The sequence below is a fragment of the Burkholderia sp. Bp9004 genome, assembly GCF_003858025.1.
GTDB classification, from domain to species: domain Bacteria; phylum Pseudomonadota; class Gammaproteobacteria; order Burkholderiales; family Burkholderiaceae; genus Burkholderia; species Burkholderia diffusa.
This window is the reverse complement of the sequence record NZ_QTQD01000005.1, coordinates 144,056-156,706: the sequence shown is the minus strand read 5'-3', so window position 1 is coordinate 156,706 and position 12,651 is coordinate 144,056. Positions and strand designations below refer to the sequence as shown.

Annotated in this window: 16 protein-coding genes and 1 pseudogene; 6 read left to right on the top strand and 11 right to left on the bottom strand. The window is 66.0% G+C overall.

Features of this window, described 5'->3' with window-relative positions:
- Window positions 1-312: 312 nt before the first annotated feature.
- On the top strand, window positions 313-510 hold the full coding sequence (locus tag DIE08_RS08410; RefSeq protein WP_059602491.1) for a ribbon-helix-helix protein, CopG family: 198 nt from the start codon (window positions 313-315) through the stop codon (window positions 508-510).
- Between the two features lie 23 nt (window positions 511-533).
- On the opposite strand, the gene DIE08_RS08405 is transcribed toward DIE08_RS08410, so the two are convergent.
- Together DIE08_RS08405 and DIE08_RS08400 are read right to left on the bottom strand one after the other, a co-directional pair.
- Complete coding sequence (locus tag DIE08_RS08405) at window positions 534-1,370, bottom strand: spermidine synthase (RefSeq protein ID WP_124901597.1); 837 nt, start codon at window positions 1,368-1,370, stop codon at window positions 534-536.
- Window positions 1,371-1,416: 46 nt separating this feature from the next.
- Window positions 1,417-1,761: a zinc ribbon domain-containing protein YjdM gene (locus DIE08_RS08400; RefSeq protein WP_006752903.1), complete on the bottom strand. Its 345-nt coding sequence runs from the start codon at window positions 1,759-1,761 to the stop codon at window positions 1,417-1,419.
- Between the two features lie 367 nt (window positions 1,762-2,128).
- On the opposite strand from DIE08_RS08400, the gene DIE08_RS08395 reads away from it, so the two are divergent.
- From DIE08_RS08395 to DIE08_RS08380, 4 genes and pseudogenes are all read left to right on the top strand, one after another.
- A complete protein-coding gene (locus tag DIE08_RS08395) occupies window positions 2,129-2,392 on the top strand; it encodes an HPr family phosphocarrier protein (RefSeq protein ID WP_185715837.1) in 264 nt (87 codons plus the stop codon).
- Window positions 2,393-2,457: 65 nt separating this feature from the next.
- A complete protein-coding gene (locus DIE08_RS08390) occupies window positions 2,458-2,679 on the top strand; it encodes a hypothetical protein (RefSeq protein ID WP_059602484.1) in 222 nt (73 codons plus the stop codon).
- A 197-nt stretch (window positions 2,680-2,876) separates the two neighbouring features.
- Complete coding sequence (locus DIE08_RS08385) at window positions 2,877-3,431, top strand: GNAT family N-acetyltransferase (RefSeq protein ID WP_260436477.1); 555 nt, start codon at window positions 2,877-2,879, stop codon at window positions 3,429-3,431.
- A 323-nt stretch (window positions 3,432-3,754) separates the two neighbouring features.
- A pseudogene (locus DIE08_RS08380) lies at window positions 3,755-3,964 on the top strand (c-type cytochrome); the annotation flags it as partial.
- 73 nt (window positions 3,965-4,037) lie between these two features.
- On the opposite strand, the gene DIE08_RS08375 reads toward DIE08_RS08380, so the two are convergent.
- From DIE08_RS08375 to DIE08_RS08340, 8 genes are all read right to left on the bottom strand, one after another.
- Entirely contained in the window at window positions 4,038-4,436 is a 399-nt protein-coding gene (locus DIE08_RS08375; RefSeq protein ID WP_059602885.1) for a RidA family protein, read from the bottom strand.
- 116 nt (window positions 4,437-4,552) lie between these two features.
- Window positions 4,553-5,329, bottom strand: coding sequence for a benzoate diol dehydrogenase BenD (benD, locus tag DIE08_RS08370; protein ID WP_059602478.1), 777 nt, complete (start codon window positions 5,327-5,329; stop codon window positions 4,553-4,555).
- Entirely contained in the window at window positions 5,326-6,348 is a 1,023-nt protein-coding gene (gene benC, locus DIE08_RS08365) for a benzoate 1,2-dioxygenase electron transfer component BenC (protein ID WP_124901595.1), read from the bottom strand. The genes benD and benC overlap by 4 nt, the downstream gene beginning before the upstream one ends.
- Window positions 6,349-6,387: 39 nt before the next feature.
- Complete coding sequence (gene benB / locus DIE08_RS08360) at window positions 6,388-6,876, bottom strand: benzoate 1,2-dioxygenase small subunit (protein ID WP_124901594.1); 489 nt, start codon at window positions 6,874-6,876, stop codon at window positions 6,388-6,390.
- Window positions 6,873-8,231: a Rieske 2Fe-2S domain-containing protein gene (locus DIE08_RS08355; protein WP_059602466.1), complete on the bottom strand. Its 1,359-nt coding sequence runs from the start codon at window positions 8,229-8,231 to the stop codon at window positions 6,873-6,875. Before DIE08_RS08355 ends, benB begins: the two co-directional genes overlap by 4 nt.
- Before the next feature lie 116 nt (window positions 8,232-8,347).
- Window positions 8,348-9,283 (bottom strand): catechol 1,2-dioxygenase, encoded by a 936-nt coding sequence (gene catA, locus DIE08_RS08350; RefSeq protein WP_124901593.1) that lies wholly within the window; start codon window positions 9,281-9,283, stop codon window positions 8,348-8,350.
- A gap of 72 nt (window positions 9,284-9,355) precedes the next feature.
- Window positions 9,356-9,646: a muconolactone Delta-isomerase gene (gene catC / locus DIE08_RS08345; RefSeq protein ID WP_059602461.1), complete on the bottom strand. Its 291-nt coding sequence runs from the start codon at window positions 9,644-9,646 to the stop codon at window positions 9,356-9,358.
- A 55-nt stretch (window positions 9,647-9,701) separates the two neighbouring features.
- Window positions 9,702-10,838, bottom strand: a complete 1,137-nt coding sequence (locus DIE08_RS08340; RefSeq protein ID WP_059602459.1) for a muconate/chloromuconate family cycloisomerase — start codon at window positions 10,836-10,838, stop codon at window positions 9,702-9,704.
- A gap of 25 nt (window positions 10,839-10,863) precedes the next feature.
- On the opposite strand from DIE08_RS08340, the gene DIE08_RS08335 reads away from it, so the two are divergent.
- Window positions 10,864-11,136, top strand: coding sequence for a hypothetical protein (locus DIE08_RS08335; protein ID WP_124901592.1), 273 nt, complete (start codon window positions 10,864-10,866; stop codon window positions 11,134-11,136).
- 243 nt (window positions 11,137-11,379) lie between these two features.
- Here the strand turns inward: DIE08_RS08335 and DIE08_RS08330 are convergent, their stop codons facing one another.
- On the bottom strand, window positions 11,380-12,564 hold the full coding sequence (locus DIE08_RS08330; RefSeq protein ID WP_124901591.1) for a sugar transporter: 1,185 nt from the start codon (window positions 12,562-12,564) through the stop codon (window positions 11,380-11,382).
- Between the last annotated feature and the right edge of the window lie 87 nt (window positions 12,565-12,651).

The window sequence follows — 12,651 nt, the reverse complement described above, 5'->3', positions numbered from 1 at the left end:
AGGCGAAGAGACGACCAGGCAGCGCCGCAGTGACGGTGCACGCACGCCGCGTGGAAACGGAAGCAGCCGGGTCACCGGCCGTGCGGACGACGGAGCCGCTCGGGCAAGCCGGAGCCGGCAGCCCCGGTCGATATTGTACTTAAAGCCCAATACAACCAACAGAGCATGATAATCTTGTTATCATGTTTTCCATATGCTTCGAGCAATCCGAGGCTCCCGGGTGTGCCGGTGCACGAACCGACATGACACATTTGGCACCGAAAGCGGATCGATTATAATTTGATTAACATATCGACCACCCTTGCCATCCCGATGGAAACGAAAACCGCCCGCCTGACCGTCCTGATCGATCCCGCCAAAAAAGAAGCATTCGAAATGCTCTGCGCGGAGCAGGACCTCACACCGTCGCAAGTCGTGCGTCAGTTGATCCGCGAGTATCTCGACAAACACGGCGTCACGTACAAGACCAAGAGCCCGCTCGGCAAGCGCGTGAAGCAAGGGCTGAAGTAAGCGCAGTCGAACCCGCCCCGCCGTCAGGCGCAGATTTCCCATCGTGGATGTTCGCGCGCGCGCCAGACGAGCCGCGCGGGATCGATGCACTCGCCTTCCTTCATGCGCCGAGCGGTGGACGAGAGCTTGAGCGCGCCCGCCGAGCCGAATCCCAGCGCGCGCTCGAGCAGGATGCGCAGCGACGGCAGCGGGTTGCCGTTCTTCCACGCGAACGCGATGAAGTTGTTGTCGTCGCCGCACGGCACCAGCGCGCACGAATCGTCGAACACCGCACGCAGTTGCTCGAGATGCCGCGGCAACGCGGGATCGTCGTCCATAAAGTTGATCGCGAGCACGCCCGTTTCGCTCAGCCGCGCACGGCACGCGTCGAGAAACGCGGTGCCCGTGCAGCGGCCCGGCATGCCATCGGCGACGAACGCGTCGTGCAGGATCACGTCCGCCTGGACGTCCGGCCGCGCGACGTAGTCTGCGCCGTCCGCGCAGACTACCGCGAAGCGCGCGTCGTCTTGCGGAATCCTGAACACGTCGCGCAGCGCGATCACGTCCGGATTGATCTCGACAGCGTCGATCGCCGTGTTGGGCAGGTGCCGATAGCAGTACTTCGCCAGCGATCCACCGCCGAGCCCGATCATGCAGATACGCGCGGGCGCCGGCTGCAGCAGCAGGAAACCCATCATCACGCGCGTATAGTCGAGTTCAAGCCTGACCGGATCCTTCAGCGACATGAAGCTCTGCGTGCCGAAGTGGTCGAAGTGCAGCGACACCGCGTGCTTCGTCTCGAGCACGAACGGACGGCCGTCGTTCAACGGCGCCGCCAGGAACTGCAGGAACGCGTCATAGGAAATTCGATCCTCGCTCATGCTCGACAGGCCCGGTTGATCGGAGAATCGCTCGTACCGCGTGCGGTCATACCTTCTTCAGGTAGCAGGCCTTCAGCATGAAGCCGCCCATGTCGGTCTTGCAATCGACTTCGTGATCGCCGCCGACGAGACGGATGCTCTTGACCTTGGTGCCCATCTTCAGCGTGATCGACGAACCCTTCACGCGCAAGTCCTTGATCAGCACGACCGAATCGCCGTCCGACAGCACGTTGCCATTCGCGTCCTTGACGACGTCGCCCGCCGGTTCGTCGCCCGCATCGGCGCCGGCTCCGGCCGACCATTCATGGCCGCAGTCCGCGCACACGGTCAGCGTGCCATCCGGGTAGGTGTTTTCCATCGCGCATTGCGGGCAGGCGGGGGCGGCGTTCATTGCAGCTTCCATTCGGTGGGAGTTCACGTCAATCGATAAAAAAATGCCGGACACGCAAGCACGTGGCCGGACCGCGCGCCGTACTGTCCCGTCGACAAATCGGCCAGACAGCATGTCGCGCACACGGCATTATAATGCAATACACATAAACACGTTGCTGTATTATAATTGTCAGCTTTCGATCATTCGCCGGACTTGATGGCGGTTTCGCTGAGGATGTCGACATGTTCGAGATGAATGATGCACCGATGCCTGGTACACAACACCCGGCGCCCCGTCGGGAAACCGCGCTCCGCGCGGTCCCGCCGTGCTGCCCGCCGGCCGCTCCACGCCGTTCCGGCGACTTTCCCCGAGGTTGATCCGCATCGTGGCAACCGTCGTCTACGTTGAAATCGGCCCCGCCTGGAGCCGCAGGCGTGCGATCGCGTCGTGTGACGCGATCGTCGCGGCGGCACACCGCTTCGAAAGCGACATCCTGCTGCTCGCCAACGGGCTCAGCGGCAGCGCGAAGGACGCGACGGCCATCGCGGCGCTACAGATGCATGGCGGCACGTCCGCGCAGGTGCTCGCCACTGGCCCCGACGAGGATGCAGCGCTCCAGGCGCTGTTGCCCCTGCTGCAGGCACGCTGACGCTGCGTCGCCCGATCCCACGGCCTCGTGCCGTTCACCCTGAATCACTACTCCCCGAGGAAGCGATGAACGACAACGTCACGTCCCACACCCCCAACCTGTCGGCCTCCGCGATCTGGGCGCTCGAGCGTCTCGCCGATGTGCGCTACGGCCGCGACGCGCCGGCCCTCGGCTGGTCGGTCGAGCAGGAACTCGTCGGCGCGGGCTTCGTCAGCCATTCCGCGAACGGCCGATCCGGTGCGTCGATCACCGCGCACGGGCGCAGCTTCCTGAAAAGCCGTAAGTAGAAACCGCCCGGCACGGGCGCGATGCCGCCACGCGGTCGCCAGCCCGTGCCGGAATCATCGGACGACGGCAAGCCGGACGATGCGGCCGCATTCCCCGCCGCAGACGGGGATTTGCGGCCGCGCCGCAGTTTCCGCGGTATCGTACGGGACCCAAGCGCGGCGCACTGCGCCGCCTTCCTTTCCTCATGGAACGCCCGATGACACCCAGCGCCCTGCCGCCCGTCACGTCCCCACCGGTTCTCGATACCCCCCGCCTGATCCTCGAAGGTCACCCGCTCGGCGACTTCGACGCGCTCGCCGCGATGTGGGCCGAGCCGACCGTCGTCGCGCACATCTTCAACGGCAATCCGTCGGCGCCGCGTGACTCGTGGATGCGGCTGCTCGCGTATCGCGGACTGTGGCCGCTGCTCGGCTACGGCTACTGGGCGATTCGCGAGAAGTCGTCGGGCCGCTACGTCGGCGATCTCGGCTTCGCCGACTTCCATCGCGCGATCGAGCCGTCGATTCGCAGCGTGCCGGAAGCCGGCTGGGCGCTCGCGAGCTGGGCGCACGGCAAGGGCTATGCGACCGAAGCGCTGTCGCATGCGCTCGGCTGGCTCGATGCGCAGCACCGGTTCGAGCGCAGCGTGTGCCTGATTGCACCGACCAACATCGCGTCGATCCGCGTCGCGCAGAAGGCCGGGTATGCAGATCCGGTGCAGATTCGCTTCAACGACGCCGATTCGCTGCTGTTTTCACGCGCGTGCCGGTAAGTGCGATGTCGCGCACCGGCCGCTTCGTCGCGGCAAAGGTGCGTGGACCGTCTGCGTCTGCGCCGGCGGTCGGCGAACGCCGTCGGCAACGGGGACGCCGAGCGTAAAAAACGGTGCGTGCGTCGGTGACGTGTCCGGAATCACGCGGTACGGGATCCGGCCGCCCCCTGCAAGCGCAGTTCCTGCATCAGCGTCGGGCGACACCGCGTTGCCGCATCGCGTGCGTATCCGTGTCGGGGGCGGGACCGCGATTGACCGTTAGTTGCACTTGTGAGATCGCACATCCAGGTCTCGACCGCCGGATTGCGGCGTTCATCGCCGGTCATGCCAGCGCGATCCGGATCGTCGTCGAAGGCGCGCGGCCGGCGCCCGGCACGCACGGCCCCGTGCAGCGGATGCCGGCGATGCGCGGCGCGCTGACGAGCAGCGAGATCGCCGCGGTGGTCAGCTATGTGCGCGGCGCGTGGGGAAATCGCGCCGCACCGGTGTCAGAACAGGACGTGAGGCGGTTGCGAGCGGCGATCCGGCGGTAGACGGGCCGCACGTCTGCATCCGATGGGGGCGGCAAGCGGTGGAATCGTGTCGTCTCACCAGCAGCGGCAGCGACTATCCCCGCAGCACGGCAACCGCCTTGATTTCGACGATATAACCGGGCGCCCCGCCGAGCATGTGCGCGCCGACCGCGGTCCACGCCGGCCGCGGATGCGCATGGAGATAGCGGTCGCGCACCGCCATGAATAGCGGCAGGTCGCGCATGTCGGTATGAAAGGTCGTCAGGTCGACCACGTCGTCGAGCGACGCGCCGGCCGCCTCGAGCACCAGCCTGAGATTCTCGAACGCCTGCACGATCTGCGCCTCGCGTTCTTCCACCAGTTGCATCGCCGCGTCGCGGCCGATCTGGCCGGATACGTACACGGTATCGCCCGCCTTGATCGCCGGCGCATAACCGATTTTTTCGTATACGGCTTCCATTCCCGCGGGGATGATCGCTTCGCGCTCGCGCATGAGTGTCTCCGTGGCCGGACGTTCCATGTCGGCCGGTTTTTCGATGGTCATCGCGCGCACGCCTGACCGGGGCGCGCGCATCGCTGAAGCAGCGGGGGAACAGGCAACCCGGCCGCTCAACCCGTATCGCCGCCCGCGACCGGCAGCACCGTGCCGGTGATGTAACTCGCTTCGTCCGACGCGAGGAACAGGATCGGCGCGATCTGTTCATCGAGCGTGCCGTAACGCTTGAAGAACGTCGAATCGGTCACCTGCCGCACCGCTTCGGCCATCCAAGCCTGTTCCTGCGCATTGTCCCCAGCCGCATTGCGCGGCACGCGGCGCGGCGGCGCCGTGGTGCCGCCCGGCGCGGTCGCGACCACGCGGATGCCTTGCTCCGCGTATTCCATCGCGAGCGCCGCCGTCAGCGCATTGACGCCGCCTTTCGCGGCCGAATATGGCACGCGGCGAATGCCGCGCGTCGCGTTCGACGACACGTTGACGATCGTGCCGCCGCCCCCAGCCAGCAAGTGCGGCAGCACCGCGTGGCAACTGTAGAGCGTCGGCATCAGCGAGCGGCGGATTTCCGCGTCGATCTGCTCGGGCTCGAACTCGGCGAACGGCCGCATCCGGATCGCGCCGCCGACGCCGTTGATCAGCACGTCGATCCGGCCGAACGTCGCGACCGCGCACGCCATCGCCGCGCGCGCGCCGTCGTAGGTCTCGAGATCCGCGACGAATCCGGCCGTGTTGCCGCCCGGCGCCTCGGCGGCCACCTCCGCCACGAAATCCGCGCGATCGACGAACAGCACGCGGCCGCCCTCGGCCGCCGCGCGCAGCGCGACGCCGCGGCCGATGCCCTGCGCCGCGCCGGTGACGACAACGACCTTTCCAGAGAATCGTTGCATGGTCATGCCGCCTTTGCCGTCACGTTCGGGGTGAACTTCTCGTAGTGGAAGCTGTTGGGCTTCACGCCTGCATCGTCGAAGTACTGGCGCACCGCGTCGACCATCGGCGGCGGCCCGCACAGGTAGACATCCACGTCGCCGTCGTTCAGCGCATCGGCCGGAATGTGCTGCGTGACCCAGCCCTTGCGCGGATGGCTCGACCCCGCATCGGCAACGACGGTCGAGAAGCTGAAGTTCGGCAGCTTCGCCACATACGCTTCGATCGCGTCGACCAGCACCAGGTCGAGATCGCGCGTCACGCCGTAGATCAGGTGCACCTTCTGCCGCGAGCCGCTGCGCGCGAGCACCTCGAGCATCGACAGGAACGGCGCGAGGCCCGTGCCGCCCGCGAGGAACAGCAGCGGCCGCGCCGCATCGCGCAGGTAGAAGCTGCCGAGCGGCCCGTTCAGTTCGAGCGTGTCGCCGGGTCTGGCCGATTCGAGCCACGTGCTCATCACGCCGCCGGGAATCTTCTTGATCAGGAATCCGACCTTCGTGTCGCCCGGCGCGGACGAGAACGAATACGACCGGTGCTGGCCGCTGCCCGGCACGCCGATGTTCACGTACTGGCCGGGCAGGAACACCGGCGCGGCCGCATCGACGTCGAGTTCGAGCACGATCGCCGCATCGTTGTGCGGCTCGACCTTCGTCACGGTCGCGGCGAACGCGCTGTGGCCGGTCTTGCAGGCGATCGACGAGCTCGGCACCGCGATCACGCAATCGCTTTGCGGCACCATCTGGCACGTCAGGACGAGACCGCCGTCCTTTTCATCCTCGGTGAGCGCGTCGTCGATGTAATCGTCGCCGAGATCGTAGCTGCCGCTCTCCGCGCGGCACTTGCAGGTGCCGCACACGCCGTCGGAACAGTCCATCGGCAGGTTGATCTTCGCGCGGAACGCGGCGTCGAGCACCTTCTCGCCGGCCTTGCAGTCGATGAAGCGGGTGACCCCGTCCTCGAAGTTCAGTGCAATCTTGTAGGTGGACATGACATCGTCTCCCGGTGTTACTTGTCGAATCGATCGGCGTCAGACGTGGTACACGTCGAGCACCTGCCTGATGTAGTCGTTCTTCAGCACGATCTTCTTGTTCGAGATCAGCCATGCTTCGCCCGAGCGGCGCAACGTAACGAACATCGTGCCGAAGAAGTGATCGGTCACGCGGTAGCGGTGGTTCAGCGTGTGGAAGTTGTAGCGCACGTCCACCTCGCCGTCGCGCTCGGCCAGCACCTCGACGTTCGTCACGTTGTGGCTGGTGCGCGGCTCGGGCGTCGACGCGCCGCTGCGCTCGGTCTTGATCCGGAACACGCGATCCTCGAGGCCGCCGCGATCCGCGTAATACATCAGCGAGATCTGGCTGTGCGGATCGTCGGTCGGCCGGTCGTCGTCGTCCCACGCGGGCATCCAGTACGTGACGTCTTCCGTGTAGCAGGTCAGCCACTCGTCCCACTCGCGGTCGTCGAGCAGGCGCGCTTCGCGATACAGCGCCGCGCAGATGGTCCGGTAATCGATGTTCATGCTTCCACCTCCCCGCGTTCCTTCTTCAGTGCATCGCGCATCACGTGCACCCAGTGTTCGTGCTGGCACACGAACAGCCCTTCGTCCTCGCTGCGCTCGCCCGAGATGCGCGGGTTCAGCCCCATTCTTTTCGCGTTCTCGTCCGGCCCGTCGATCCATAGCGGCGCGCCGCGCGACAGGTCGTTCCACATCGCCGTGATGCCCGCATAGCCGGCCTGGCATGCGCGGAACTCCTCGAGGTCGTCGGCCGTGCCCATTCCGGTCACGTTGAAGAAGTCCTCGTACTGGCGGATGCGCGTCGTGCGGTCGGCTTCGCTCTCGCCCTTCGGCGCGAAACAGAAGATGCTGACTTCGGTCTTGTCGACGCCGAGCGGGCGCACCACGCGGATCTGAGTGCTGAACTGGTCCATCAGGAACACGTTCGGGTACACGCACAGGTTGCGCGTCTGGTTCACGATGAAGTCGGCCTGCACGTCGCCGACGCGCGCCTTGATCTCGTCGCGGTGCTGGTACACGGGCCGCACTTCGGGGTTCATCGTCTTGGTCCACAACAGGATGTGGCCGTTGTCGAAGCCATACACGCCCGCGACCGACTTGCTCCAGCTGTTCGCGTCGACGGCCTTGGTGCCGTCTTCCTTGCGGCGGCCCATCGTCGCCGCGTAGTTCCAGTGCACGGTGCTCACGTGATAGCCGTCGCAGCCGTTCTCCATCTGCATCTTCCAGTTGCCTTCGTAGATGTAGGAGGAGTTGCCGCGCAGCACTTCGAGCCCGTTCGGCGCCTGGTCGACGATCTGGTCGATGATCACGCGCGCCTCGCCGAGGTACTCCTCGAGCGGCAGCACGTCGTCGCTCAGGCTGCCGAACAGGAAGCCGCGGTAATTCTGGAATCGCGCGACCTTCTTCAGGTCGTGCGAGCCGTGCGTGTTGAACTGCACCGGATACTCGGTCGTCTTCTCGTCCTTCACCTTCAGCAGCTTGCCGGTGTTCGAGAAGGTCCAGCCGTGGAACGGGCACGTGAAGCTGCCCTTGTTGCCGTGCTTGCGGCGGCACAGCATCGCGCCCTTGTGCGCGCACGCATTGATCACCGCGTGCAGCTCGCCGGTCTTGTCGCGCGTGATGACGACCGGCTGGCGGCCGATCCACGTCGTGTAGTAATCGTTGTTGTTCGGGATCTGGCTCTCGTGCGCGAGGTATACCCAGTTGCCCTCGAAGATGTGCTTCATCTCGAGCTCGTACAGCGCCTCGTTCGTGAAGATGTCGCGGCGGCAGCGGAAGATGCCGGCTTCCTTGTCGTCCTGCACGGCAGTGGCGAGCAGGTGGTCCAGTTCGGTGGTGTGGTCGATCGTGGCGGACATGTTGGTTCCTCCTGTGTGCGTGCCGGGTCCTGCAAGCACGCTCGCATCGGTATCGATTGAATCTCGCGGGGACCCGGCCGGCGGCGGCGCAGGCGCGCCGCCGTGCCGTCGGGCGGTTATGCCGTAGCGGAAGCGCGCAGGCGTTCGACGATCTGGTTGTCCTTGCCCTCGACGCGTGGCGTCAGGACGAAGTTGAACTCGATGTCCTGATATGCGTCGGCCTTCAGCCCGAGCGCGGCGCCGCCGGTCTTGCTGGTGACGGGCGGAATCAGCTCCTCGCGCGTCGCATACGCGAAGTCGTCCCAGATCAGCGGGTCGCCGTCGATGTTGAACTGCGTCGTCAACTTGCGGTGGCCGTCGCTGGTCACGAAGAAGTGCACGTGCGCCGGGCGGTTGCCGTGACGGCCGAGGCGGTCGAGCAGCTGCTGCGTCGCGCCCTGCGGCGGGCAGCCGTAGCCGACCGGCATCAGCGTGCGGAATTCGTACTTGCCGTCCGCGCCCGTCTTCACCGCGCCGCGCAGGTTGAAATCGCTCTGTGCGCCGGTCGGGTCGAAATGCGAGTAGAAGCCGTGCGAGTTCGCGTGCCAGCACTCGACCAGCGCGCCGGCCACCGGCTTGCCGTCGATCCCCGTGACCGTGCCGTGGATCACGAGCGGGCCCGCGCCTTCATCCGCATCGAGGTCGATCTTCGCGACGCCGTCGCGCACCGGCGCGCCGCCGACGTACAGCGGGCCTTCGATCGTGCGCGGCGTGCCGCCGTCGAGTCCGATCGCCTCGTCCTCCGCGTCCATCCGGATGTCGAGATACTTCTCGAGGCCGAGACCGGCCGCGAGCAGCGCCGCCTCGCCGTCCTGGCCGAGCTTGTTCAGGTAGTTAACACCGGCCCACACTTCGTCCGGCGTAATGTCGAGGTCGTCGATCGCCTTGAACAGGTCGCCGAGCAGCCGCAGCACGACCTGCCGCGTGCGCGCGTTGCCGCCATTGGCGCCCGCGTTCGACGCGGCCTTCAGCAGATCCTGCACTTCCTTGGTTTCGAATACTTTGACGCTCATGATGGTGTCTCCACGTGTATTTTGGGGAAAGGTGACCCGGTGCCCGCCGTTGCGGAAGAGGCGGCCCGTGGTTCAAACGTCGCCGTCGTGTATCGACGACGGGTGGCGACACAACGGCGTCACCGAAATCTTCATGTACGGGAACAGCGGCAGGCCGGTCAGGATCTCGTGCAGCTCGGCGTTGCCGGACACGTCGAACACGCTGTAGTTCGCGTATTCACCGGCAATGCGCCAGATGTGGCGCCACTTGCCGCTGCGCTGCAGGTCCTGCGAATACGCCTTCTCGCGGGTCTTGATCTCGTCGGCCACGCCGGCCGGCATGTCGGCCGGGAGGTTGACGTCCATGCGTACGTGGAAAAGCATCGTGATGTCCTGGTGCGTGATCGTGTTATCGCGGGTTGTCGCGCGTGATCGCGATTCAGCGGGAGACTTTCGTCAGCCCGTCGCGGGTGAAGCGCGCGACCTTCGCTTCGTCGAGCTCGATGCCGAGGCCCGGGCCGCTCGGCACGGTCAGTTCGAAATCGCTGTAGTCGAGCGGGGTCGTGAGAATCTCTTCGGTAATCAGTAGCGGTCCGAACAGTTCGGTGCCCCACTGCAGGTTCGCGAAGCTCGCGAACAGATGCGCGGATGCGACCGTGCTGAACGCGCCTTCGAGCATCGTGCCGCCGTACAGCTCGATGCCGGCCGCATCCGCGATCGCCGCGACGCGCTGCGCCGCGAACAGGCCACCGCTCTGCTCGATCTTGATCGCGAACACGTCCGCGCCGTGATGCTTCGCGATCTCGAATGCGCTGTCCGGGCCCTGCAGGATTTCGTCGGCCATCAGCGCGACCGGGAAGCGGCGCATCAGCCGTGCGAGCGCCGCGGCCGACGCAACCGGCTGCTCGACCAGTTCGCAGCCGGCATCGGCGAGCGCCGGAATCGCGCGCGCGGCCTGCGTTTCGCTCCACGCCATGTTCACGTCGACGCGCACCGACGCGCGCTCGCCCACCGCCCGCTTGATCTCGGCCACGTGGCGGATGTCCGCGTCGAGCGCCTTCGCGCCGATCTTCAGCTTGAACACGTTGTGGCGGCGCAGGTCGAGCATCCGCTCGGCTTCGGCGATATCGGTCGCCGTGTTGCCCGATGCGAGCGTCCACGCGACCGGCAGGCGATCGCGCCGGCGGCCGCCGAGCAGTTCGCTGACCGGCACGCCGAGGCGCTTGCCGTGCGCGTCGAGCAGCGCGGTTTCGAGCGCGCTCTTCGCGAAATGATTGACCTTCGCGAGCTTGCCGAGGAACGCCATCAGCGCCTGGATGCGCGTCGCATCCTTGCCGATGATCGCCGGCGCGAGGTATGCGTCGATCGCGAGCTTCATCGCTTCCGGGCTTTCAGGACCATAGGCCATCCCGGCAATCGTCGTGCCTTCGCCTGTGCCCGTCACGCCGTCGCTGCAGGTCACCTTCACCAGCATCAGCGTCTGGCCGTGCATCGTGGCGACCGACAGCTTGTGCGGACGGATCGTCGGCAGGTCGACGAGGCGGGTTTCAATGCGTTCGATGGTGACAGGAGACATGGGGCACGCTGCGTGTGGGGAGTTCATGGAACGGATTTATACGCGGCGGGGAAATGGACCGTCCAATACTTTTGGCCTCGCTTTTTCATACCTGTCAGGTATTGAAATTCGCTTCAGATCGGGAAATATTGCATCGCGCCATACCCGTTTTGTCTGGTTGGCGTGGCTGGAAGGCTTGCTGGGAGGAGCGGGACAGGTTTCAGGGCACCGCGTGGCGAGTAGTGAAATGCGGGCAGGCTGGCGGTTGGCGACGTCGACGGAAATCGAGGTCCGGACGGGCGGATCAGGGTTTTCCTGATGGGAATGCGGTGTGGCCCGCCGCCCGTATTCCGCACGAAGGCACCGCGATGCGGCCACGTCCCCGTGGCCAGATCATTGCGGTGGCGATAGGCGCCTGAAGCGCTTCCACAGTGTCTTCAATGTCTGATGATCTGCAGCCACGCGAGCGACCAGAAAGCCTCAAGCAAAGGCCGCGCCCGGCATGGCATGTGGCATGTGGCATGCGGCATGCGGCATGCAGTGCGATGGCACTGACGGCGGACTACGCCACCGCCGGCCGCTCATGCAGCCGCAACGCGGCCCACGCGATCCCGGCGGAGAAGATCCCGACCACCCCGCCGAACGTGCCGATCCACGGCAGGCCGAAATCCCCGGCGATATGGTTGCCGAGCAGCGCGCCGGCACCGATGCCGACGTTGTACAGCCCGGAAAAGATCGACACCGCGAGATCGGTCGCCTCGGGCGCGAGCTTCAGCACCCAGGCCTGCATCGCGAGCCCGAAGCAGACGATCGCGCCGCCCCACACCAGCGTGTGAACCGACAGCGTGACGATGTTCAGCGCGCTCGGGAACAGGATCAGCAGACACGCCGACAGCGCGATGATCGACGCGAGCAGGAAATCGGCCGGCCGCTCCGGAAACACGCGGTTGAAACAGACCGCGGCCGGCATGCCGGCGACGCCGAACAGGATCAGCACGTAGGTAATCCGGCTGCTGCTCGCGTGATTGACGCTCTGCACGAACGGCTCGATGTACGTGTACGACGTGAAATGCGCGGACACGACCAGCACGGTGATCGCGTACAGCGATACCAGCGCCGGCTTCCTGAGAAACATGCCGATGCTGGACAGCGATCCGGCGCCCTGGCTCGGCAGCGTCGGCAGCGTCGCGCGCAGCATCAGCAGCGCGACGGCCGCCGCGCCGCCGATCACGAGGAACGTCACGCGCCAGCCGAGCGCCTCGCCGATCACGCGCCCGAGCGGAATGCCGGCGACCATCGCGATCGCCGTGCCCATCGCGAGCAGGCTCAACGCGCGGCTTTTCCGGTCGCTCGGCGCGAGCCGCACGGCCAGCGGGACGGAAATCGACCAGAACACCGCATGCGCGCACGCGATGCCGAGCCGGCCGATCATCAGCACCGTGAAATTCCACGCGACGCCGGTGACGACATGGCTGCCGATGAACACCAGCAGCGCGCAGCTCAGCAGCTTGCGACGTTCGACATGGCGCGTGACGAACGTCAGCGGCAGCGACACGACCGCGACGGCCCACGCGTAGATCGTCAGCATCAGGCCGACGTCGGTCGGCTGCATCCGCAGGCTGTCGCCGATCGCGCTCAGCAGCGCGACGGGCACGAATTCGGTGGTGTTGAAGATGAAGGCAGTGAGTGCCAGGGCCAGGACGCCCCACCACGACTGTTCGGAACTGACGGCGTCCGGAGTTGCCATACGGGAATTCGACGAGGGTTGGGGGCGCGGGCAGCCGGCCCGGCGCATCGGCGCGATTGTACCAGCGGCAAACGACACGCCGCTGCC

What these genes read in the sequence shown, in the direction of transcription:
- catA (WP_124901593.1), bottom strand. Translation starts at nt 9,283, where the DNA reads ATGAGCGTCAAAGTATTCGAAACCAAGGAAGTGCAGGATCTGCTGAAG.
- DIE08_RS08410 (WP_059602491.1), top strand. Translation starts at nt 313, where the DNA reads ATGGAAACGAAAACCGCCCGCCTGACCGTCCTGATCGATCCCGCCAAA.
- DIE08_RS08405 (WP_124901597.1), bottom strand. Translation starts at nt 1,370, where the DNA reads ATGAGCGAGGATCGAATTTCCTATGACGCGTTCCTGCAGTTCCTGGCG.
- benC (WP_124901595.1), bottom strand. Translation starts at nt 6,348, where the DNA reads ATGTCCACCTACAAGATTGCACTGAACTTCGAGGACGGGGTCACCCGC.
- DIE08_RS08375 (WP_059602885.1), bottom strand. Translation starts at nt 4,436, where the DNA reads ATGCGCGAGCGCGAAGCGATCATCCCCGCGGGAATGGAAGCCGTATAC.
- DIE08_RS08400 (WP_006752903.1), bottom strand. Translation starts at nt 1,761, where the DNA reads ATGAACGCCGCCCCCGCCTGCCCGCAATGCGCGATGGAAAACACCTAC.
- DIE08_RS08340 (WP_059602459.1), bottom strand. Translation starts at nt 10,838, where the DNA reads ATGTCTCCTGTCACCATCGAACGCATTGAAACCCGCCTCGTCGACCTG.
- DIE08_RS08355 (WP_059602466.1), bottom strand. Translation starts at nt 8,231, where the DNA reads ATGTCCGCCACGATCGACCACACCACCGAACTGGACCACCTGCTCGCC.
- DIE08_RS08335 (WP_124901592.1), top strand. Translation starts at nt 10,864, where the DNA reads ATGGAACGGATTTATACGCGGCGGGGAAATGGACCGTCCAATACTTTT.
- DIE08_RS08385 (WP_260436477.1), top strand. Translation starts at nt 2,877, where the DNA reads ATGACACCCAGCGCCCTGCCGCCCGTCACGTCCCCACCGGTTCTCGAT.
- benD (WP_059602478.1), bottom strand. Translation starts at nt 5,329, where the DNA reads ATGACCATGCAACGATTCTCTGGAAAGGTCGTTGTCGTCACCGGCGCG.
- DIE08_RS08390 (WP_059602484.1), top strand. Translation starts at nt 2,458, where the DNA reads ATGAACGACAACGTCACGTCCCACACCCCCAACCTGTCGGCCTCCGCG.
- benB (WP_124901594.1), bottom strand. Translation starts at nt 6,876, where the DNA reads ATGAACATCGATTACCGGACCATCTGCGCGGCGCTGTATCGCGAAGCG.
- catC (WP_059602461.1), bottom strand. Translation starts at nt 9,646, where the DNA reads ATGCTTTTCCACGTACGCATGGACGTCAACCTCCCGGCCGACATGCCG.
- DIE08_RS08330 (WP_124901591.1), bottom strand. Translation starts at nt 12,564, where the DNA reads ATGGCAACTCCGGACGCCGTCAGTTCCGAACAGTCGTGGTGGGGCGTC.